The 21834-nt window shown below is 65.1% G+C and carries 16 protein-coding genes; 11 read left to right on the top strand and 5 right to left on the bottom strand.

The genetic code is table 11. The annotated features are described in order from the left end of the window. Nucleotides 1–216: 216 nt before the first annotated feature. Nucleotides 217–378, bottom strand: coding sequence for a DUF1328 family protein (locus tag LPA37_RS15190; RefSeq protein WP_228979096.1), 162 nt, complete (start codon nt 376–378; stop codon nt 217–219). A gap of 41 nt (nt 379–419) precedes the next feature. On the opposite strand from LPA37_RS15190, the gene LPA37_RS15185 reads away from it, so the two are divergent. Next, the gene (locus LPA37_RS15185; RefSeq protein WP_229012998.1) at nt 420–836 is read left to right on the top strand and encodes a hypothetical protein; all 417 of its coding nucleotides are present in this window, start codon (nt 420–422) and stop codon (nt 834–836) included. 595 nt (nt 837–1431) lie between these two features. Here the strand turns inward: LPA37_RS15185 and LPA37_RS15180 are convergent. Then, nucleotides 1432–1653, bottom strand: a complete 222-nt coding sequence (locus LPA37_RS15180) for a hypothetical protein (protein ID WP_229012997.1) — start codon at nt 1651–1653, stop codon at nt 1432–1434. A 192-nt stretch (nt 1654–1845) separates the two neighbouring features. Between LPA37_RS15180 and LPA37_RS15175 the strand changes: the two genes are divergently transcribed. From LPA37_RS15175 to LPA37_RS15140, 8 genes are all read left to right on the top strand, one after another. Beyond that, nucleotides 1846–4554, top strand: a complete 2709-nt coding sequence (locus tag LPA37_RS15175; protein WP_407672533.1) for a sugar ABC transporter — start codon at nt 1846–1848, stop codon at nt 4552–4554. Between the two features lies 1 nt (nt 4555). Continuing rightward, the gene (locus LPA37_RS15170) at nt 4556–8530 is read left to right on the top strand and encodes a tetratricopeptide repeat protein (protein ID WP_229012995.1); all 3975 of its coding nucleotides are present in this window, start codon (nt 4556–4558) and stop codon (nt 8528–8530) included. A gap of 95 nt (nt 8531–8625) precedes the next feature. After that, nucleotides 8626–9177, top strand: a complete 552-nt coding sequence (locus LPA37_RS15165; protein ID WP_228979089.1) for a penicillin-binding protein activator LpoB — start codon at nt 8626–8628, stop codon at nt 9175–9177. A gap of 71 nt (nt 9178–9248) precedes the next feature. Beyond that, nucleotides 9249–10658, top strand: coding sequence for a PelD GGDEF domain-containing protein (locus LPA37_RS15160; protein WP_229013027.1), 1410 nt, complete (start codon nt 9249–9251; stop codon nt 10656–10658). After that, nucleotides 10651–11667 (top strand): tetratricopeptide repeat protein, encoded by a 1017-nt coding sequence (locus LPA37_RS15155; protein ID WP_229012994.1) that lies wholly within the window; start codon nt 10651–10653, stop codon nt 11665–11667. The genes LPA37_RS15160 and LPA37_RS15155 overlap by 8 nt, the downstream gene beginning before the upstream one ends. Beyond that, a complete protein-coding gene (gene pelF, locus LPA37_RS15150) occupies nt 11664–13304 on the top strand; it encodes a GT4 family glycosyltransferase PelF (RefSeq protein WP_228979086.1) in 1641 nt (546 codons plus the stop codon). The genes LPA37_RS15155 and pelF overlap by 4 nt, the downstream gene beginning before the upstream one ends. Next, a complete protein-coding gene (gene pelG / locus LPA37_RS15145) occupies nt 13304–14677 on the top strand; it encodes an exopolysaccharide Pel transporter PelG (RefSeq protein ID WP_229012993.1) in 1374 nt (457 codons plus the stop codon). Before pelF ends, pelG begins: the two co-directional genes overlap by 1 nt. A 48-nt stretch (nt 14678–14725) precedes the next feature. Further along, nucleotides 14726–15625: an endo alpha-1,4 polygalactosaminidase gene (locus tag LPA37_RS15140; protein ID WP_228979084.1), complete on the top strand. Its 900-nt coding sequence runs from the start codon at nt 14726–14728 to the stop codon at nt 15623–15625. Nucleotides 15626–15747: 122 nt separating this feature from the next. Here the strand turns inward: LPA37_RS15140 and LPA37_RS15135 are convergent, their stop codons facing one another. Then, complete coding sequence (locus LPA37_RS15135; protein WP_229012992.1) at nt 15748–16368, bottom strand: LysE/ArgO family amino acid transporter; 621 nt, start codon at nt 16366–16368, stop codon at nt 15748–15750. A gap of 98 nt (nt 16369–16466) precedes the next feature. Here LPA37_RS15135 and LPA37_RS15130 point away from each other — a divergent pair, with 98 nt between their 5' ends. Further along, entirely contained in the window at nt 16467–17405 is a 939-nt protein-coding gene (locus tag LPA37_RS15130) for a LysR family transcriptional regulator ArgP (protein ID WP_229012991.1), read from the top strand. Here LPA37_RS15130 and LPA37_RS15125 read toward each other — a convergent pair. Together LPA37_RS15125 and LPA37_RS15120 are read right to left on the bottom strand one after the other, a co-directional pair. Beyond that, nucleotides 17402–18652 carry an MFS transporter gene (locus LPA37_RS15125; RefSeq protein WP_228979079.1) on the bottom strand — a complete coding sequence of 417 codons (1251 nt, stop codon included), beginning with the start codon at nt 18650–18652 and terminating at the stop codon, nt 17402–17404. The genes LPA37_RS15130 and LPA37_RS15125 overlap by 4 nt on opposite strands. Beyond that, nucleotides 18649–19701 carry a PRC-barrel domain containing protein gene (locus LPA37_RS15120; RefSeq protein WP_229012990.1) on the bottom strand — a complete coding sequence of 351 codons (1053 nt, stop codon included), beginning with the start codon at nt 19699–19701 and terminating at the stop codon, nt 18649–18651. The genes LPA37_RS15125 and LPA37_RS15120 overlap by 4 nt, the downstream gene beginning before the upstream one ends. A 556-nt stretch (nt 19702–20257) precedes the next feature. On the opposite strand from LPA37_RS15120, the gene LPA37_RS15115 reads away from it, so the two are divergent. Further along, nucleotides 20258–21640, top strand: coding sequence for an NCS2 family permease (locus LPA37_RS15115; RefSeq protein WP_229012989.1), 1383 nt, complete (start codon nt 20258–20260; stop codon nt 21638–21640). Nucleotides 21641–21834: the final 194 nt, after the last annotated feature.

Raw genomic sequence — 21834 nt, 5'->3', positions numbered from 1 at the left:
TAATTCTTGCAAGTCGACAGGCAATTCCTGCAACCCGTGACCATGGCGAAGCGGCATGCGGCCGACTTTACCGCTCTGGAACCAGAATGGCGGGGCGTTCAATCCTCACACAGGAAGCACGAAAAACGGATCGCGCGACACTGTATGGACAGTGTCGCGCGATCCGTTTCCAGGGGGCGCCATGGATGGGCGAACCGGGAGACCTCGAACGCGTCCCTATCGCCTGATGATGCCCATCAACAGGGTGACGAGGAAGATCACGAGGAAGATGAAGAACAGCACCTTCGCGATTTCAGCCGCGCCAGCGGCGATCCCACCGAAACCGAAGACGGCGGCGATGATGGCGATGATGAAAAATATTGCAGCGTAACGAAGCATGAAGGCCTCCCACCGTTGAATTGCCGGATTGATTGACGTCGTTGGGTGGCGTCGTGCCGCAGGCCGGCGAAACCGGCGCCGCATGGGGAACAGCAACACCTGTGCCCGGCGACGATATTGTCCAATCCGCACCATCGTTCAGGCGGGCCCCAGTTGATGTCATTCAATATGACGAGCCACCGTGCGATTGCGCGCTTTTTTATCCGCGAAATGGCGGCACAGGTCACGCCGATATCCAGATTCGACCCCAGTTCATTTTTCAACAGACGGAGCAGGGTCATGGCAGTGTGAAAGCAGGTGCTAATTCCGTTGCATCCATTGCCAAAAAACTAATTTCCGGAAATGAATTTCCCTTATGGGATGCGGGTCCGGTGTATCAAGGCGTGCGCTGTACCGGCCCTGCGACGCAAAAGAGTGAGAGGGCATGCAGAATGACATCCACCATCAGGGAAAAATAAAGCGCCTTCCTGTGATTTCTGGATTAACCCATAACCGGTGAATTCAGCACGTTCGTTCGTTATATGGACCAGGGATAATTCGTACAGGGTATACGCCGAAAGCAATTGAATAATGATCGGTGAATGCCGGGCGGTGAATGTTCAGATAGTCGCCATGCCTTTCTGGACGGGCCTCGACGGGATAATCCGGCGGTCCGGAAGTGCGGATTTTCTTCATCCCCAGGCGAATTTCGCCCGGAAGTATTCCTGTGAATCACCGTGGCAAGTCAGTTACCAGTGCCGTTCGCCCAGTTTCCGGTGTGTTTCGTCATGCGCTAACGTTTGCGTGAATCGATTATTCGGACATGAGGCAAACAGGCTGGCATATTCGATTTTTACAATCGTATTCTTCATAGGGTTTTTTCTTCTAAACCTTGATGCGTTTACGCGAAGGAACAGTTAGAATGCGCCTCGATTCGCCTGTTCGGGGTTTCGTTACTTTGGGTGAATCCAGTCACCGTATGGCCTTGATGTTCCGGGGCGCCGGTGATCGGGTAGTTCGACTGACGCGGGATCACTATCTTCGGACCAGCGGGGCGAAGATGCCTGCGTTTAATTAGAAATTCATCTGAAAGAACGAATAAAGAATCATGTCTGTTTCACTTTCTTTTATTTCCGGCACGCCGCCGGAAATCCTCCCTGTCAAAACCTCCCTCGATGCGTTGAAGCGTCGCGCCGTATGCGCGCGCCCCGTGACGTGACGGCGGCGTCGGCGGCATAAGAGCGGCTCAGGTTTCGTCTTCGGACGAAGGCGAACCTTGCCGCCGGGTTGATACACGACCGGTCGGTGCGACCGGCAACACCGTGATCGACGCGCCTCTGGCGCGTCCCGCAACCACAGAACGGGAACAGGATGTCAGGAATCACGACGCCATCGGGCGGCGTTGCAGGATTGAATTCGTTCAAGACCACACGCAGGACCGGCTGGAATAACTGGGCACGCAAGCTGGCTACGCTCGCGATTGGCGCGATGCCGTGGATGGCCGCGCCCGCTGCTACCGCCAGTGTCGCCGTCAACGCCGCAACCGTAGCGCCGCCTGCCGCCGGTGTACCCGGCGCGACGCGCGTCGCCGCATCGCGCAATCTCGCGTTCTTCTACGGCCCGAATGTGCCTGTCGACCTGTTGCAGGCGTTCGACGCCGTGGTGCTCGACCCGACGCAAGGCTTCGATCCGGCCGCTCATCCGCTCGCGCATACCGTGTGGCTCGCCCGCACGGAAGGTGCTGCAACGGGCCCGGTCGCGGACTTCGTCGCGCAACAGATCGAGCCGTTGTGGACGCGCGGCTATCGCGGCTTCCTGCTGGAGACGCCGGCTGCGATCGCCGCGATCGATGCCATTCGCGCCGCGCATCCGGACGCGCGCCTCGTCGTCGGCGGGCAGAATGCGCTGCAGGCTGCCCAGCCGCACGCAAAGGCACTGTACGCGGTCGTGGGCGATCCGCTCGTGCGCGGTTTCGACGAAACCCGCATGCAGATGGTCGACGTGCCCGACGCGCAGCGCGAAAGCCGCATCGCGGCTGCCCGCGCGTTCACGCAGCAGACCGGCGTGCCGGTCGTCTCGCTCGAATACTGTGCGGGCAACGATCGCGATTGCGCGCGCGCGACCGCGGCGAAAGTGGTTGCGGCCGGCATGGTGCCGTATGTGACGGACGCCGCCCGCGACGTCGTCGGCATCGGTGCGATCGAAGTGCTGCCGCGCAGGATTCTCGTGCTGCAGGATCGCGACACCAAAGAGCCGCTCGATGGCACCGCCGGCGTGCGCGATCTCGCGACGCCGCTCAACTATCTCGGCTACGACGTCGAGTACGCGGACTTCGATTCCGCGCTGCCTTCCGGCATCACGCCGGACCGTTATGCGGGCATCGTCGCGTGGTTTCAGCGTGACGCGGTGCCCGATGCGGAGCAGTTGCGCCGCTGGGTCGCGGGTCGCATCGCCGATCACGTGCCGATCGTGTTTCTCGGCCAGTTCGGTTTCGACGCCGCGGAAGACGGCGGCGCAGCCCTCGATCTCGAAGCCGTGCCGGGTACGCCGGCCGCGCCGGTGAGCATCGTCTCGCAGGATCCGATGATCGGCTTCGAAACGAATCCGAAGCCGGATGCGCGCGATCTGCTCGGCGTGCGCGTCGGGTCGAAGAGCCGCTCGCTGCTGCGCGTGTCGGCTAACGGCGAACTGCTCGATCAGGTCGCGATCACGCCGTGGGGCGGCTATGCGTTGAACCCGTACACGGTGGCATCGCTCCTCGGCGTCGATCAGGAGCGCTGGGCGATCGAGCCGATCAAATTTCTCACGGCCGCGCTGCGTCTGCAGACGATGCCGTCGCCGAGCGTGACGACCGAAAACGGCCGGCGCCTCTTCATGACCCACGTGGACGGTGACGGCTTCGCGTCGCGTGCCGAATTTCCCGGTGCCGACTTTTCGGGCGAGGCGCTCTACCAGCAGATCTTCACGCGCTACAAGGTGCCGATGACGCTCTCCGTGATCGAGGGCGAGGTCGGCATGAAGGGCCTGCATCCGGATATCTCGCCGCGTCTCGAGGAAATCGCACGCAAGATGTTCGCGCTGCCGTATGTCGAGATCGGCACGCACACGTATTCGCATCCGTTCGAATGGGACAACGTCGACGACAAGGGCGAGCGGCGCGCCGACCGTGGCGGTGGTGACGCGGCGTTCTCGCTGAACATTCCTGGCTACACGTTCAACATCGACCGCGAAATCACCGGTTCGATCGACTACATCAACGAGCGCCTCGCTCCGCCGGGCAAGAAGACGGTGGTGCTGCAATGGTCGGGCGACTGCCAGCCGCCGGGCATCGTGGTGCGCAAGGTATATCAGGCGGGCGTCTACAACTTCAACGGCGGCGACACCGTCATCACGAAGACGGACAACAGCTGGACCAACATCGCGCCGATTGGCGTCGACAAGGGGCCGGGCGCCTATCAGGTCTACGCGCCGAACCAGGATGAGAACGTCTACACGAACGAATGGCTCGGACCCTTCTACGGTTTCACGCGCGTGCTCGAAACGTTCGACATGACCGATAAACCACGCCGCTTCAAGCCGATCGATGTCTACTACCACATGTACAGCGGCACCAAGGTCGCTTCGCTGCACGCACTGGACCAGATCTTCTCGACGGCGCTGAAGCAACCGGTGTTGCCAGTGCATGTTACCGACTACATCCGCAAGGTGCTCGACTGGCGCTCGTTCGCCGTGGCGCGCGGCGTGGGACGCGACGGCGCCGACTGGGTCGTGCGCGGCAACGGCGAGGTGCGTGAACTGCACTGGCCGAAGACGCAGCCGCCGGTGCTCGATGCCTCTCCTGGCGTGACGGGCTTCGCACCCGGCCCGGACGGCACGTATATCCATATCGACAACGGCAACGCGCAGGTTTCGTTCGCTGCCGCAGCGGCAAACACAACCAGCGCGACACTGCCGTACATCGCCGAGGCAAACGGCTTCGTGCGCCGCTTCGAGCGCACGCCGGACGGCATGCGTTTCGACTTTGGCGGCTACTACCAGCCGTTCGTGAAGCTGGCGAATGCGCAGACGTGTCGCGTGAGCGTCGACGGTCGCGCGGTTGCGGCGCATCGCGACGGCAACGCGCTGCGTTTCGACACGCAGGGCGTTGCCGGAGCGGCGGTGGCCTACCAGTCAGTCGAGGTTGCCTGTGGCCGCTAACATGAACCAGCGTCCCCGTATCGCCTCGCCGTGGCTCGTGACACTGCTCGCCGCCGTCGTGCTGCTGATCTTCTACGCGGCGTGGCCGCGCGGCGGCGTGCGCGAACGCATGATGTTCAGCGCCGCGCCGAGCGAGCTGAGCGTCGCGTATCTCGAAGCCTGGCTGCGTGCGAAACCCACGAGTCCGGAATTTCTTGCGCTGCTGGGCGAGCAGTATGCACGCCTCGGCCGTCTCGACGACGCACTGCATATCGCGCAGCGCATGGACGCGCTGAACAGCGAGCCGATGCGTCGCAAGGCGCTCCTGTTGCGGCTGTCGGTCGCCGAACAGCAGACGTTCGCGATTCCGGCGAGCGATCCGCTTCGCGCCGCGGCTTCGGCGAAGCTGCGCGCGCAGTTCGCGGCCGTCGCGAGCCTTGCGTGGCCGACGCCCGACCTGCAGATGCTCGCGCAGCGCGCGGCGGCGGCCGATGCGCCGCAACTGGCGATGCAGCTATATGACCGTCTCGCCGCGCAGGACCCGGCGCGTCACACGCAATGGAACACGCAGGCGTCGCGCTACGCGCTCTTTACCGGCGACTATCCGCACGCCGCCGCCGCGTGGTTCCGCGAGCAGGATGCGGCGACGACGCTCGACGCGCAGCGCCGCGATTTTCTCGCCGGCATTCGCGCGCTGCAGTCGGGCAACATGCTGAACGAGGCGCTCGCCGCCGCCGATCAGCACGCCGGCGTGCTGGCCGAAGACAAGGAAACGCTGATCGTCCTGCTGAACCTCGCGCGGGCCGCGAACCGGCCGGATCTCGAGCGCCGCTACGCGACCGCACTGGCACGTTTTGCAGCGGTGCAGCCGGAAGCACGCGCGATGCTCCGTTACGCGTCGTTCAGGCCGGCACGTCGCGCGACGGCCGCCGGGCCGCAAACGCCGTACGCGTATATGGACGGCCCACAGGCGAATGGCTACACGCACCGGCGCTTCGCTGCCGGCACGCGAGGGTGGGGCACGGTGCATGTGCAACGCGTGGCGGCGACGACGCCGGTCGCGAATGTGCCAGCCGCTTCAGGTGCGAAAACGGGCAACCCCGCGGGCACAAAATCGGCTCCCGCGGCGAACAGCGCGGCTAACGGCGACGTAGCCGGTCTCGTGTTCCAGTCGTTTGTCGAAGCCGGCGACCTTGCCAGCGCGCAGAAGATCGCGTCGGAACAGGTCGCGAAAGACCCGCATTCCGCCGTCTGGCTCAAGCGCCTCGCGCAGATCGCCGAGTGGAACAATGCATCGCCGCTTGCGCTGAAGTCATGGCTTGCCTACGCGGAGATGTCGAACGATCCGGCGGCGTGGGCCAACGTGCTGCGCATCGCGCCGATGCTGGACGACGATCACGCCTGGCTCGCCGCGCTCACGCACGCATCGCGGGCGAATCCGGACAACCTGAAGCTCGTCGACGACGTGGTCGCGACTTACGAGCGCCTCGGTCTGCCCGACGAAGCACTCGCGTTCCTCGCCGCGCTGCCTCGCGGGACGCAGGGCGAGGCGATCGACGACCGCATGGGCACGTTGAGCGAGCGGGCCGGCAAGGACGATGCGGCGCTCGCGATCTATCACAGGATGCAGATACGCAGCCCGGGCAACGCGACGTACGCGCTGCGCACGGCGAGCCTGCTGTATCGCCACGGCGACTACAAGGGCGCTTTCGATGCATTGCAGAAGGCACGCAATGGCGCGAAAAACGACGACGAGGCGTTCTGGCGCAACTACGCGCAACTCGCGCGTCTGCTGCAACAGGACACGGCGGCCAACGATGGCTACGCGCATCTGCTTGCGGCAGGTGTCGCCACCCCCGAAGATCTCGGCGACATGACGTACTTCTACGACCCGTGGCCGATCGACGCCGCGCGTACGTCGGAATTGCAGTACCGCCATGACGGCACGCCGCGCGCGTTGCAGAACGCGCTCTACTACTACACGGAAGCGCAGGCGCCCGAGCGTGTCCGCGCACTGCTCGCGAGCCTGACGCCGACGCAACTGGCGGCGGCCGAAGCGGACCCGGGTTTCCTCGGCGCACGCGCCGAATACTATCGCCTGACCGACCGGCCGTTCGACGCGTTGCACGACCTGCAACACGCGATGAAGCTGCCGGGTGCGCCCAATGACCTGCGCACCGCGCTCCTGTGGATGCTTGTCGACTACGGCACCGACAGCGAACTGCGCGCGGCGCTCGCGACGTGGCGCGACTCCGCGCAACGTACGTCGTCGCTGTGGGAGCCGTATGCGGCTGCCGAACTGCGTCTGGACCGGCCGGTTGCCGCGCTCGGCTATCTGCGGCTGGAAGCGGCCACGATGTCGCGCGATCCGCTCTGGCTGCTCGCTTATGCCGACGCGCAGGAAGCGGCCGGCCACCCGGATCTCGCGTGGTCGATCCGCCGCAAGGTGTGGGTGCAGATGCAGAACGAGGAGCAGGCGGTCGCCACGCGTGGTCGCGGCGCGAGTGCGGCGCTGAAGCGTCGCGCCGGCCGTGACGCGGACACCCGCGAACAGCTCGCCGGCCAGACTGTGACGCTTGCGACGATCTTCGAGAACGGCGACGTGTCGAAGGCATTGCTCGACAGCCTGTTCGCGAAAGACCCGAGCCGTCAGAAAACGCCGCTTGAACGCCGCTCGCTGCTCGGCGATGTGCACGGCCTGCCGCCTGTGGCATCGAAGGATGCCGTCGCACGCGACGATGGCCGCCTGAAATCGGCAGTGGCGAAGGACGTCGCGGTGGCGTGGGCGCTGTCGACCGAATCGTTGCCGCTCGCGAAGCGCTGGCTGGCGCGGCAGTACGCGAGCCGGCTGTTGCAGCCGGGCGATGCACAACTCGCGATCGCGCTCGCCGACGGCGATACGACGACGATGAATCAGGTGCTCGACCGCGAAGGCGGCCGGCTGCCGATCGACAACCGCATCGATGCGCTGAGCGCGGTCGACCGGCCCGATGCGGCGCAACGGCTCGCGTTCAGAGGGCTCGAAGGCGCGCCGGACAACACCGACCTGCATACGCGTGTCGTCGAGACGGCGCTGGACTGGCCGCAGTCGATCGACGCGAGCGTGACGAGTTATGTCGAGCATCCGCTCGACTACATCGAGCAGACGCTGTCGGGGAGCCGCAAGATCGCCGAGCGTTACATGGTCGGCGTGACGGGCATCCAGCGCTTCCAGCATTCGACGGACGAGACGCAGCTCATCAACGTGCCGTCGGTGGACCGCTCGTTCGAGTTCTTCGCCCGGCGCCAGACGCTCGATTCCGCGTTGATGGTGACGGCGGGCCGCCGCGAGGCGCTCGACAGTTTCTACACGCTCGCGCTCGACGGCGAAACCGGCCGCAATTCGCCGCTGACGCTGAGCGCGCACGCGGGCCGCAACGAAACGGCGACGGAGACGCAAACCTTGCAGGTCGGCGGCATGAAGGACAACCTGATCGCCGGGCTCACGTATCGCGTGACCGAACGCATCCAGATATCGGGCACCGTCGAGGCGGACCGTTTCTATAGCCAGGCACGCGCGTATCTGGGCAGCGGCATCCTGTCGAACGGCGAAATCGCGTACCGCTTTCACACCGTATATCCGGACTTCACGCTGCGGCTCGTCGGCACGCGCGGCAGCTATGGCGCAAGCGGCCAGCCGGACGCGCTGATCTCGGGCCTCGTGCCGGCAGGGGCGGGGCTCGCCGGTGCGTTCATTCCGGATACGTACGCGCAGTACGGCCTTTACTTCGGCTTCGGCAACGATCTGCGCGAGCAGTACACGCACCGCTGGCGTCCGTTCATGGACGTCGGCATCCTGCACGACTCGATTCAGGGCTGGGGTCCGCAGCTGAGTGTCGGCGTGGCGGGCACCGTGTTCGGCGGCGATCATCTCTCGATGTTCCTGGAGCATGACCGCGTGACGAGGGTCGGTACGCCAGTGACGGAAATAGGCGCGCGTTACAGCTGGTTCTATTGAAGAAGTTCGTACCATCGGGGCGAGCCAGGCGGCAGACAGCCGCAGGCACGCGCCCGGCTAGCAGACAATTTCGACGTTATTTGAGGAGCTGTTCCATGATCGGTATCAAGGGGTTTGCCCGTCTGGGTACGTGGTGCGCGACAGCGGCCGCATCTGTTCTGCTCGTGACCGCCTGCGGCACGGTGAGACAGACGGCGGCGCCGGCGCTGTCTGCAGCGGATACGGTGGCCGTGGCGTCGATCGCCAACTACACTGAAACACCCGACGCCGGCCGCAGCGCCGGTTCGATCGCCGCCAACACACTGCGCGCCAGCGGCCTGACGGACGTGCGCGTGGCGCCGGCCGACGCGAGCCCGAACGCGATGTTCGACGCGGCGCAGGCCGACAGCATCGGCAAGAAACTCGACTGGGCGCGCGCGCAGCACGTGAAATATGTGCTGACGGGCGCGGTCGAGGAATGGCGCTACAAGGCCGGCGTGGATGGCGAGCCGGCGGTCGGCGTCACCTTCGAACTGCTCGACGTATCGACCGGCCGCGTGGTGTGGAGCGCAACCGGCACGCGTACGGGCTGGAGCCGTTCCGGCCTGTCGGATGTCGCGACCGTTCTGATCGGCAAGGTGCTCTCGCCGCTGGGCGCGAGCCGCTGAGTTCGACATTTTCAGCCATGGCCAGCAGCAAGCCGCCCATGAGCAACGCGACACGTCATAAGGAACAGGCCGTGAATACCGCCGCCGTGCAATCCGCCTCTGGCGCATCGAAACCGCGTAACGCCAATCCGTTTGGCAACCTCGGACGCGTGCGCCGTTTTCTGGCCCCTGCTGTGGCGCGGCCGTTCGCGATCGTCGAGTCGATCGTCTTCATGGCCGTCGTGTGCGGTGTCGCGTGGCTGGTCGATCCGCATGATCCGCTGCTGCTGGGCGCGGGCTTTCCGTGGCTGTGGCTCGCCGCGCTCGTCGTCGCGCTGCGCTACGGCACGCTGCTCGGGCTGCTCGCGGGCGCACTGCTGCTTGCCGACTGGGCGCTGTTCTATTCGCACGGCGGCGCGTTCCCCGTCATGTTCTTCTCGGGCGGCCTCATCGAAACGATCGTCACCGGCCACTTCGGCGATACGTGGGGCAGCCGCACCGCGCGCGCGTCCGCGCTCAACGATTACCTGAACGACCGCCTCGTCGCGCTGACGAACAGCCACTATCTGCTGCGCCTGTCGCACGAACGGCTCGAAAAGGATCTGCTGTCGAAGCCCACCACGCTGCGCGATTCGATTACCGAATTGCGCCGTCTTTCGGTGACGCGTGATGCACAGGCTCCGGCATCCGCCGGTGCGCGCGATGAGGCGCTGCCGGGCGTGCACGGTCTGCTCGAATTCGTCGCGCAGGCCTGCCAGGTCGAAGTCGCGGCGCTCTATCCGGTGCATGGCGGACGTCTGTCGACTGAAGCGGCCGCGCGCATCGGCGACGCCTTCGACTTCGATCCAAAGGACGAACTCGTCACGCATGCGATCAATACGCTCGCCATCGCGCATCTGAAGAGCGAAGAGACACCGGTGACGAATACGCATTACGTCGTCTGCGCGCCGCTCGTGTCCGCCGATGGCGAACTGATCGCGCTGCTGGTCGTGAAGCGCATGCCGTTCCTGTCGCTGAACTTCGACAACCTGCAACTGCTGCTCGTGCTGCTCGGCTATTACGCGGACGGCGTCGAACACTCGGCGTTCGTGCAGCGGATTCTCGATACGGTGCCGTACTGCCCGTACGATTTCGCGCTCGACCTCGGGCGCCTGACACGCCTGCAGCGCGAGGCGGGCGTCGCGTCCTCGCTCGTGGCGCTCGCGTTCCCGCGCGACGAAGCCGGCGATTCGCTGTTCGAGCACGTGATGCGCCGTCGCCGTTCGCTCGACGTGATGTGGCCGGTGCGTACCGCGGAACAGTCGGTACTGGTGAACCTGATGCCCGCTACCGATACGACCGGTATCGACGGCTATCTCGCGCGGACCGAAGGCAGCCTGGCGGCGCAGTTCAATACCGATCTCGAAGCGGCGCGGGTGGGCGTGCATACGCTGCATCTCGACGGCACCGAGCCGGGCACGGCACTGCTGCGTCTTCTCCAGCGAAGCGGCGTCAATGTCTAACGCCAACGTCCGCACTCGTCTCATAACGGCGCTTGCCGTCGTGGTCGCCGTGATCGCGCAGGTCGTCGCGCTCCGGCAGCTGCTGCATCCGGCGGCGAGCGTCGATCCGCTCCTGCTGTTTCTGGTGCTCCAGGCCGTCGCCGGGTTCGCCGAAGCCGTGGCGCTGAGCGGTTTTCTGCCCGTGCGCTACCGCGAGCCGCGCGTCGCGTCGCTCCTTCTGCTGTGGCTGCTGTGTACCTTCGTGCCGCTGTGCGGCGGGCTCGTCGTGCTGACGAGCTGCATCTGGGCCGCATGTTTCCCTGGTTCGCGGGAAAGCGGGTTGCTGGCCAGTGTGCCGCGCCCGCAGTTCGTCACGTGGCTCGTGTCGCGCGTCTCGCATGGCGGCGGCGCGCGGCTGCAGGCGCGCCTCGCGAATACGCAGGTTCCCGCCACCGACCGGCTGTCGGCGCTCGTTGCGATCCAGGGCATGCCCACGCGCACGACCGGCACGCTGCTGCGCGAACTGCTCGCCGATTCGCTGGAAGACGTGCGCCTGATCGCATACGGTACGCTCGATCACGCTGAGAACGAGATCATGCAGAAGATCTTCCAGACCGGCAAAGCGCTGGAAGCCGCGAACGACGACCGCGAACGTCATGCGCTCAACCGGCGGCTGGCGGAACTGCATTTCGAACTCGTGTACCAGAACCTCGTGCAGGGTGTCGTGTACCGGCACACGCTCAAACAGGCGGACCGCCACGCGCGCGCCGCGCTCGAAACCGACGACAGCGACGCCGCGCTGTGGCTGATCCGCGGCCGTCTCGCGCTCGCCGACGGCAAACCGGAAGACGCCGAAGCGTGCATGTCGCGCGCGCAGGCGCTCGGCTTCCCGCGCGAACGGCTGGTGCCGTGGCTCGCCGAGGTCGCGTATCTGCGCGGCGATTACCGTCAGGTGTCCACGCTGCTCGCATCGCTCGGCAACGCCGCGGTGTTCCCTACACTCAAACCGGTTGTGAGCTACTGGTCATGACGAAATCGTCCCTGATGCGTCGCGCCGCCGATGCCGATGTCTGCCTGTTGCTCGAAGGCACGTTTCCGTATGTGCGCGGCGGTGTGTCGAGCTGGGTCAATGAGATGGTAGGGGCTTACCCGTCCACGCGTTTTTCGATCGTCTTTATCGGCAGCCGCCAGGAAGACTACGCGGGTGCGGCCTACGCACTGCCCGACAACGTCGTGCATTTCGAGGCGCATTACCTGTACGAACATACCGACGCGGACGTGCGTCAGCCGCATGCGATGGAAGGGGACCGCGCCGCGTTCGCGCGCTCGGCCGAACTGCACGCGGCGCTGCGCGATCCGCAGGGCGCGCTGGACGCAGGCGGCCTGATGGCCGGCATGATACCGATGCTCGGCGAACATGGCGCGTTGAGCGAAGCGCAGTTCCTCACCAGCCGCGCGGCATGGGAAACCATCGTCGATCAATACCAGCAGTACTGTACGGACCCGTCGTTCACCGACTACTTCTGGACCGTGCGCATCATGCACAAGCCGTTGTGGCAACTGGTGCGCATAGCCGAAGAACTGCCGCCGGCGCGCGTGTATCACACGGTGTCGACGGGGTACGCGGGCTTTCTCGGCGCGATCCTGCATCACCGCACGCGTCGTCCGCTGCTGGTGTCCGAGCATGGCATCTACACGAAGGAACGCAAGATCGATCTGCTGCAAAGCCGCTGGATCCGCGATAACCGTGGCGTGTTCGAGCGCGACATCTCGAAGGTCAGCTATTTCCGTGAACTGTGGGTGCGCTTCTTCGAGGCGATCGGCAAGATGGCCTACGATGCGGCCGACGATATCGTCGCGCTGTACGAAGCGAACCGCCAGCGGCAGATCGCCGACGGCGCCGACGCGAGCCGCACGCAGAACATTCCGAACGGCATCGACGTGGACGGCCTCGCGCCGCTCGTCGCGAAGCGCGGGGCGGGTCCACATCGGGTGGTGGGGTTGATCGGGCGGGTGGTGCCGATCAAGGACATCAAGACGTTTATCCGCGCGCTCTTTATCGCGTCGCGCACGATGCCCGATATCGAAGGCTGGATTATCGGACCGGAAGAGGAAGATCCGGCCTATGCGCTCGAATGCCGGGCGCTGGTCGAAAGCCTGGGTCTCGCGAAGAACGTGAAGTTCCTCGGCTTCCAGCGCATCGATGACGTGCTGCCGAAAATCGACGTGATCGCGCTGACGTCGATCAGCGAGGCGCTGCCGCTCGTCGTGCTGGAGGGCTTCGCGGCCGGCGTGCCCGCGATCACCACCGACGTCGGATCGTGCCGCGAGCTGATCGAAGGCGAAACCGCGGAGGATCGTGCACTCGGTTCGGCGGGTCTCGTCGTGCAGCTCGCGAATCCGGCGGCGTTCGCTGCGGCGGTGCTGTCGCTGCTCGGTGACGACGTGCGCTGGCAGGCCGCGCAACAGGCGGGTCTTGCGCGCGTGCGCCGCTATTACACGCGCGCGCAGATGATCGACCGCTACCGCATCCTCTACGAAAAACTCGCGGCCGCGCCCGATTCCCAGGGCGCGGATCAGGCCGGGGCGCGCTGCCCGGTGCCGCACGCCGCGCGCGCCACGCAAACCGGTATGCAAACCGGCACGCAAACGCAGGAGACACGCTGATGGCGGGTATCGGCTTCGAACTACGTAAAATCCTGCGGCGCGAAACGCTGACCGGCGTGGCGCGCGCATACGCGTACGCCGGCCTGATCAGTTCGGGCCCGCTCATCCTGTCGATCTTCGGCATTCTGATCATCGGCGTGCTGAGTCTTGCGTTCGTGATTCCGAAGTACGCAATCGTGCAGTTCCAGGTGTCGGTGACCTACATCATCGCGCTCAGCCTGATACTGACAGGGCCGTTGCAGCTATCGTTCACGCGTTTCATCTCCGACCGCCTGTTCGAAAAGCGCGACGACCTGGTGCTGTCGAACTACAACGGCGTGGTGCTCGTCTCGACGATCGCGTCGGGCGTATGCGGATTCGTCGCGATGGCGTTCCTGTTCCGTGCCGAACCGCTGCTGTACCGGTTGCTGATGGTCGCGGGCTTCGTCGTGGTGAGCAACATCTGGATCGCGGTGATCTTTCTGTCGAGCGTCAAGCAGTACCGGCAGATCCTGCTGGTGTTCCTCGTCGGCTATACATGCACGGTGGGGTTCGCGCTGCTGCTCAACCGCAACGGTCTCGTGGGCCTGCTCGGCGGGTTTGTCGCGGGGCATCTGGTCTTGCTGGCCGGCTTGTCGGGTCTTATTTATCGTGACTACCGAAGCACGCGTTTCATCTCGTTCGAGGTGTTCCAGCGGCGCTTTGCCTATCCCAGCCTCGCGATCGTGGGCCTGCTGTTCAATCTGGGCGTGTGGCTCGACAAGTTCATGTTCTGGTATGCGCCGGGTACGGGCACGCAGGTGATCGGACCGCTGCATGCATCGGTGATCTACGACATTCCGGTTTTCGTCGCGTACCTGTGCGTGATGCCGGGCATGGCGACGTTTCTGGTGCGTATCGAAGCGGATTTCGTCGAATACTACGACGCGTTCTACGACGCGGTGCGCAGCGGCGCGACGCTGCGCCATATCAACGACATGCGCGACATGATGGTTGGCAGCGTGCGCACCGGCCTGTACGAAATCATCAAGGTGCAGGCGGTCGTGCTGTTGCTGATCGTCACATTCGGCGCGCGGATTCTCGAATCGCTGCATATTTCGGCGCTCTATATGCCGCTGCTGGTCATCGATGTGATTTCGGCGAGCCTGCAGGTGTTGCTGCTCGGTCTGCTGAACGTGTTCTTTTATCTCGACGGCCGTCGCATCGTGCTGAAGCTGACGGCGGCGTTCGTCGTGCTCAATGGGCTCTTTACCGGTTTCACGCTGTGGCTCGGCCCCGATTCATATGGCTATGGTTTTGCGCTGGCGCTGCTCGCCGTGGTGATCGCGGCCGTCACGGTGCTCGACCGGAAATTCGCTTCGCTCGAGTACGAAACATATATGCTGCGGAATTGACGTATCGGACATGCTGCGCCCTCCATCGCATCGACAGGAACAGGTGCCGTGAAGTTTGAACATCCTGACCGCTATTCATTGCGCGCGATGCTCCGCTTCGCGTCGCGCATCGCGCGCGTTGTGATCGTTGGCGCGCTGTCTTCTGCCGTGCATGCGCAGGCATCGTCGGGTGCGCCAGCGAAGCCGTCGATTGCGCTTTTCTATGGCGAGCACCCGCCGGTCGCGCAGCTGGAAGCGTTCGACATCGCGGTCATCGAGCCGGACAGCGGTTTCGATCCGCTTGCGCACAGGAACGCGCATACCGCGTGGTTTGCCTACGTCAGCGTGGGTGAAGTGTCGCGTGAGCGGCCGTACTACGCGGCGATACCGAAGGCGTGGCTCGTGGGCAGCAACGACACCTGGGCATCGACAGTGGTGGATCAGGATGCGGCGGGCTGGCCCGCGTTCTATGTCGAGCACGTGATCGCGCCGCTGTGGAAGCTCGGTTATCGCGGCTTCTTTCTCGACACACTCGATTCGTACCAGCTGGTCGCGAAAACCGCTGAAGCGCGCGCGCGCCAGGAAGCCGGGCTGGTGAGCGTGATCCGCGCGATCAAGGCGCGCTATCCCGGCGCGAAGCTGATCCTCAACCGTGGCTTCGAAATCCTGCCGCAGGTGCATGCGCTTGCGTACGTCGTCGCGTTCGAGTCGCTGTATCGCGGCTGGGATCAGGCAAAACAGCGCTATGTCGAGGTGTCGCGGGACGATCGCGACTGGCTGCTTGCGCAGGCGAAGACGATTCGCGAGCAATACCGTTTGCCGGTCCTGTCGATCGATTACTGCGCGCCTGACGATCACGCATGCGCGCGCGATACCGCCGCGCTGATCAGCGCGGTGGGCATCATGCCGTATGTGACCGATGGCGGGTTGCAGACTGTCGGGACGGGGCCGGCGAGCGCCGACCGGTGAAGAAGGCTGTCCGGGCGTTACGGATTCTGGCGCTGGCCGCACGGCATCCGCTGCGCCCGCGTCTGATTCGTCTCCTGATACGAATTCCTGCCGCGAAGGCCGTTGCTGTTTAGGGGAACAACTTACCGCAACTGCGTCACCGCGATCAGCAAGACCATGCCCCCAATCGCGCCGTCGAGTACGCGCCACGCGGCGGCTCGCCGGAAGAGCGGCGCGAGCGCGCGGGCACCATAACCCAGCAGCACGAACCACACCGCGCTCACCGCCATCGCTCCGAGCGCGAACGCCATGCGCCCGCTCTGTGCTTCACGCGCCCCGGCGGTGCCGATCAGCAGGAACGTGTCCAGATAGACGTGTGGATTCAGCCAGGTCAATGCGAGCGTCATCAGCAGAACTGGCAGCGCGCGCTGCCGCACGGGCGCGGCGTCCCCGCCGGCGGCATCCAGCACCGCGTGCCCGGGTTTGACCGCGCGCCGCAGCGCGCCGATACCGAACCACACGAGATACGCGAGACCCACATACAGCATCGCGTGCACGAACGCCGGATAGCGCTCGACGAGCGCCGATGCGCCGCCCACGCCAAGCGCGATCAGGATGAAGTCCGACAGCGTGCACAGCACGACGATCTTCCCGACGTGCGAGCGCATGATGCCCTGACGTAGAACGAACGCGTTCTGCGCCCCGATGGTGACGATCAGCGAAGCGCACAACGCCGCGCCATGCGAAAAAGCGAGCCAGTCCATAGCCTGATCCAGTAGACGGTTGAAACGAATGACGCTAGTCTGCGATTTCGAAGTCCATAAGAGAAGCTAATTCACTTAATGCGGATTAAGGAGCGCTAATGCTCGACTATGCCTTGCTGGACGCACTCGCGGCCGTCGTGCGCCACGGTTCGTTCGATCGCGCCGCGAATGAACTCAACGTAACGCCGTCCGCGGTGTCGCAGCGCGTGAAGCTGCTGGAAGAGCGCGTCGGCAGCGTGCTGGTGAAGCGCGGGCAGCCGTGCGTCGCGACAACCTCCGGCGCGCTGCTGTGCCGCCACACCGAACGCGTGCAGCTGCTCGAAGCCGAACTGGGCGGGCGCCTGCCGACGCTGCCGGGCGCGCTCGTCGAATCGTGGCCCACGTTGCGTGTCGCGGTGAACGACGACAGCGTCGGCACCTGGTTCATCGACGCCGTCGCGGATTTTTGCGTCGAGCGCGAAATGCTGCTCGATCTCGTGATCGACGACCAGGATCACACCGCGCAGCGCATTCGCGACGGCAGCGTGCAGGGCGCCGTGACGACGCAGGCGGACCCCGTGCAGGGCTGCCGCTCGACGCGCCTCGGCCGCATGCGCTATCTGGCGGTCTGCGCGCCGCGCTATTTCGAGCGGCATTTCGCCGAAGGTGTCACGCGCGACGCCTTGCGCAACGCGCCGTGTGTCGACTTCAATCCGAAGGACCAGTTGCAGAAACGCTTCATGCGCCGCGTGACGCGCGCGGAGCTCGATCCGCCGCTGCACTGGATTCCGCACGTTGCGGGATTTCTGCGCGCGTGCGTGACGGGGATGGGGTGGGGCATGTGCCCGGAGCGGATGGTCGCGCCGCATCTGGCGAGCGGCGAACTTGTCGAGATGACACCGGGCAGGCATCTCGACATCGATCTCTACTGGCAGAGCTGGCGCCTTTCGATCGGCTGGCTCGACGATTTCAGCGCCGTGCTGAGAAAGCGCGCCACCGGGTTTCTCGATCAGACCGGGCGCGGCGAAACGACGGTTTCGCCGCCGCGCCGGCCCTAATGCACCTCCGGCACCCCGGCTGTTTCACCGTTCGCGGCGCTGTCGCGGGTTTCCGGCATGGCGACCCACACGAGCAGCACGGCGAGCGCACCCGCCGCGGCCAGCCCGAAGAAGCTGAACGCATTGCCGAAGTGATCGGCGACGAATCCCGCCACCGTCGTGCTCAACGTCGCGCCAATCCCGGCCGAGAGCCCGAAGAGCCCGATACACAGGTTGTAGCGCCCCTTGCCACCCGCGACGTCGGCGGCGATCAGCGGCAGCATCACGCCGAACACCGCGGCGCTCAGGCCGTCGAGCATCTGCACGGGCACGAGCAGATACGGGCTGCTCACGCCGGCGAACAGCAGCGCGCGTAACGGCAGCGCCGAGAAACCGAGCAGCAGGACTGGCCGGCGTCCCCAGCGTTCGGCCGAGCGGCCGACCCACGGCGAGAGCATCGCGACGATCGCCTGCGGCACGATGATGCAGGCCGCGATCACGAGCTGCACGTAGTCGCCCATGCCCGCGGTCACTTCGCCTGCGGCGAGGTTGAGCATCGCCGCATTCGACAGATGGAACAGCACCACGCATGCCGCGAAAATCAGCATCCGTTTGTCGCGCAGCAGTTCACGCAACGTCTCGCGTTCTTCCTTTTCCGGCTTGGGTTTGGGCTTGTGCTTCACCGCGACCGGCGTCGGGTGCGGATTCGTGTGAATCATGGCGAGCGCGAAGAGCGCGGGCACCGCGAGCGCGCCGGTGAGCCAGAAGACCGCTCGCGGTGAATAGTATTCGCCGAAGAGTCCCATCAGGCCCGCCGCGACCGCGCTGCCAATCGACGCCCAGCGCGCGTTCTGGCCGAGCCGGTCGCCGAGATCGTGTCGGCCCACCAGTGTGATCGAGATAGCCGCCATCGCCGGCACGAGCATGCAGCTCGCGAAGCCGTGGAAGACCTCCGCGATCATCACTGGCAGCACGGTCGGGCTGCTGGCGAGCAGCAGCGCGCTCGCGATGATCGCGATGATCGCCCACGCGGCCGCACCCTTCTTGTTGCGCAGGGCGTCGACGACGGCGCCGCCCGGCACCTGGCTCACCATCGCGCTGATCGTGCCGACCGAGAGTGCGAGACCGATTTCGCCCTGTGTCCACTTGTGCGACGCGAGGTACGAAGCGATGAACGGACCAAATCCCGTCTGCACATTGGCGACGAAAAAATTCAGCCAGTTGAGGGCATGCAGACTGCGCGCGTCCGCCTTGTGTCGGTCGGTCATCGGGCAGGCTTCACAGAAGAGGCCGCAGCCGTGGACGACGATGCGCTCGCAGTCGCCCTGGCAGGCGCGGGTGCGGGTGCGAGTGCGGGCGCGGGGGCAGGAGATGGGGCAGGTGGCGCCGCGGGGGCTGGAGGTGCCGGCGAAACCGCGCGGATCGGTCCGTCCGTCGTGTACGAAGGCGAGGCCTTGATCTGCGCCTCGCTCAGATCGATGAGCGGCGTCAGTTCCTTGTTCTTCGTGACGAAGTGCAGCGCCGACCAGTTGGCCGCGATCGTGCGCCGGTCGGGGTTGATGATGCCGCTCACGTCGAGCACGACCGCCTGCGGCTGCGCGGCGCCGTCGATCAGCACATCGATGATGCGTCCCACCTTGTCGCCGTTCGCGCGTTCGACGTTCGTGTCGAGCAGCGGCAGCTGTCCGGGGCTGACGGGCGGTGGCGAAGTGCCGGCGAGCGGCCCGGCGAGTTTCGGCCGGATCGAGAACGGCAGCTTGCCCTGCGGCATGTTGATCGTGATCGGCGCGCCCTTCGCGGCGGGCGCGAAGCGAAACGCGTTCCACGGGAAATTCGCCTTGCGGTCGCCGATGCCGAGAAAGCCCAGCAGATTCACGACCATTTCGCGCGGTGTGCCGCTGGCATCCGTGATGAGATCGACTGCGCGGCCGACGACCTTGCCGTCGGGCCGCTGCACTTCGCTGTCGAGCAGGCCGTGCGCGGTGTTGCGCTCGATGGTGCGGGTCGTGATGATCGGCGGGGGCGGCGCGGGCGGCGCCGACGCGGGCACGGGCGGCGGCGGTTCCTCGACCTTGTGCGGCTTCACGACCGGATGCTTCGGCTTTTTCGGCACCGGGTGGTCGGAGGTGTCGGTCTGCTCGGGCTCGTTGTCCTCGATGACGAGCGGCGGCGCTTCGGGTTCGGCCGGAATCGCTTCGGCGTCGCGGATCGGCGCGGGCGATTGCAGCTCCAGCAGGCTGCAGCCCGACAGGAACCACGCCGCAAGGACGATCAGGATCGCGAGACGGAAAGCTGGACGTGGGAAACCGCCACTCATCTAGAAGGACTCCATGGGCACAGACGGGCACGTAATCGTGACCGCCATCGATACAGTTGGTCGCGTGTCAGGCCGAGAGTTTAACCCGCGCGGTGTGTCCCGCCCGCGTTGGGGCCGGATTGCAGTCCCGAAACGCGCCTGCCGCATCCGCCGCATCCGCGCGCCCGACCCTGGCGGGAAGCGGCCGGGCACGTGTTTGAGGCGCTGGAAACCGTAGGTGTAAACACGCGGCCCGCCGTGCCACCCGACCGTCCTGCAACGACATAAGGACCGCGACATATTCTTCATGCCGCACATGCGATGGGAGATATGTTTGTGTTCCCCTACATTTCGTGACAGCACAAGAAGAACAGAGCGTCGCGCGCAATGGCGGGTTGCAGGCAGATCGTCAGCAAGAGTCTGGCCGCGCGACGGGCCCGCACAACGGATACGCGTTCAACCCCTGCACAAAGCGGCCCCTGGTACGCCGGCGGGCACACATAACACGTAACGAGACAAACCTGATGACGGCCGGCTCATTGACCGTTTCAGCATGCTGATAAAGGAGTCGCTTACCATGATGGAACCCCAGGCCCAGCCGATTAGCGAAGTCGGCGTCCAGTCCTTCGATTCGAAGGGCATGCTCGACCGGTACTTTGAAATCACCTCGCGCGGCAGCACGCAGCGGCAGGAAATCGTCGCGGGCATCACAACGTTTCTCGCGATGGTCTATTCCGTGTTCGTCGTGCCGGGCATGTTCGGCAAGGCGGGCTTCGACACCAGCGCGGTGTTCGTCGCCGTATGTCTGACCACGGCGTTCGGCTCGCTCCTGATGGGCGTCTGGGCGAAGCTGCCGATCGCCATCGGCTGCGCGATCTCGCTCACCGCATACACCGCATTCGGCCTCGTGCTCGGTAAAGGCCTGCAGCCGACGGTCGCGCTCGGCGCGGTCTTCCTGATGGGCCTCGTGTTCACCGGCATCTCGGTGACGGGCGTGCGCTCGTGGATCCTGCGCAATCTGCCGTCGGGCATCGCGCACGGCACGGGCATCGGCATTGGCCTCTTCCTGCTGCTGATCGCGGCAAACGACGTCGGTCTCGTCGTGAAGAATCCGGGGCCGGGACTGCCGGTGCAACTCGGACACATCACGTCGTTGCCGGTGATCATGTCGGTGGCCGGGCTCGCGGCGATCTTCGGTCTGGTGCGCCGTCGCGTGCCGGGTTCGATCCTGCTCGTGATCGTCGCGATTTCCGCGATCGCGCTGATCATCGATCCGGCGGTTGCATTCCATGGTTTCTTTGCGGTGCCGTCGCTGTCGGCGCCGGGACACGCATCGCTCATCGGCTCGATGGACATCAAGGGCGCACTGTCACTGACCGTGATCCCCAGCGTGCTCGCTCTCGTGATGACGGCTGTGTTCGACGCCACCGGCACGATTCGCGCCGTCGCGGGGCAGGCCGGCCAGCTGGATGCGAATGGCCGCATCATCAACGGCGGCCGCGCGCTGACGGCCGATTCGATCAGCTCGATCTTCTCCGGTTTCCTGGGCGGCGCGCCGGCCGCGGCGTATATCGAATCGACCGTGGGTGTCGCCGCGGGTGCGAAGACGGGCCTTGCCGCCGCCGTGGTCGGACTCGCGTTTCTCGTCGTGATGTTCTTCTCGCCGCTCGCAAGCCTCGTGCCTTCCTATGCAACCGCACCGGCGCTGATGTATGTCGGTCTCCTGATGCTGAGCAGCGTCAGCAAGCTCGACATGAAGGACACGATCGACTCGATGTCCGGCCTCGTGTGCGCCGTGTTCATCGTGCTCACGGCGAACATCGTCACCGGCATCATGCTCGGCTTCTGCACGCTCGTGATCGGTCGCGTGGTAAGCGGCGAGTTCCGCAAGCTCAACGTCGGCACGGTGGCGATCGCACTGGTGCTCGCCGTGTTCTACCTCGGCGGCTGGGCGATCTGATGCACGCATGATGCGCAGGGCGTGGCTCTGAATCAGAATTCGCGTCACGTCGCGTTTTGAGGCGATACGTCAGGCGCTTCATGGCAATTCGCCATGAAGCGCCTTTTGCTTGTGCGCCCAGCATGGGCGCACTCTTGTGGGTGCAAGTCCCACCGTAAGTTGATCACAGCGAGCGAAGCGAAGCGCAACTGCGA

The sequence above is a fragment of the Paraburkholderia gardini genome (assembly GCF_907164545.1).
GTDB classification, from domain to species: domain Bacteria; phylum Pseudomonadota; class Gammaproteobacteria; order Burkholderiales; family Burkholderiaceae; genus Paraburkholderia; species Paraburkholderia gardini.
Note: the sequence above shows the minus strand (reverse complement) of the source record. Positions and strands in the feature narration are given on the sequence as shown.

Bases quoted from the DNA above. Each gene is read 5' to 3' on its own strand.
- LPA37_RS15175 (WP_407672533.1), top strand. From the start codon at position 1,846: ATGCCGTGGATGGCCGCGCCCGCTGCTACCGCCAGTGTCGCCGTCAAC.
- LPA37_RS15130 (WP_229012991.1), top strand. From the start codon at position 16,467: ATGCTCGACTATGCCTTGCTGGACGCACTCGCGGCCGTCGTGCGCCAC.
- LPA37_RS15170 (WP_229012995.1), top strand. From the start codon at position 4,556: ATGAACCAGCGTCCCCGTATCGCCTCGCCGTGGCTCGTGACACTGCTC.
- LPA37_RS15190 (WP_228979096.1), bottom strand. From the start codon at position 378: ATGCTTCGTTACGCTGCAATATTTTTCATCATCGCCATCATCGCCGCC.
- pelF (WP_228979086.1), top strand. From the start codon at position 11,664: ATGACGAAATCGTCCCTGATGCGTCGCGCCGCCGATGCCGATGTCTGC.
- LPA37_RS15115 (WP_229012989.1), top strand. From the start codon at position 20,258: ATGATGGAACCCCAGGCCCAGCCGATTAGCGAAGTCGGCGTCCAGTCC.
- LPA37_RS15165 (WP_228979089.1), top strand. From the start codon at position 8,626: ATGATCGGTATCAAGGGGTTTGCCCGTCTGGGTACGTGGTGCGCGACA.
- LPA37_RS15125 (WP_228979079.1), bottom strand. From the start codon at position 18,652: ATGACCGACCGACACAAGGCGGACGCGCGCAGTCTGCATGCCCTCAAC.
- LPA37_RS15120 (WP_229012990.1), bottom strand. From the start codon at position 19,701: ATGAGTGGCGGTTTCCCACGTCCAGCTTTCCGTCTCGCGATCCTGATC.
- LPA37_RS15135 (WP_229012992.1), bottom strand. From the start codon at position 16,368: ATGGACTGGCTCGCTTTTTCGCATGGCGCGGCGTTGTGCGCTTCGCTG.
- pelG (WP_229012993.1), top strand. From the start codon at position 13,304: ATGGCGGGTATCGGCTTCGAACTACGTAAAATCCTGCGGCGCGAAACG.
- LPA37_RS15155 (WP_229012994.1), top strand. From the start codon at position 10,651: ATGTCTAACGCCAACGTCCGCACTCGTCTCATAACGGCGCTTGCCGTC.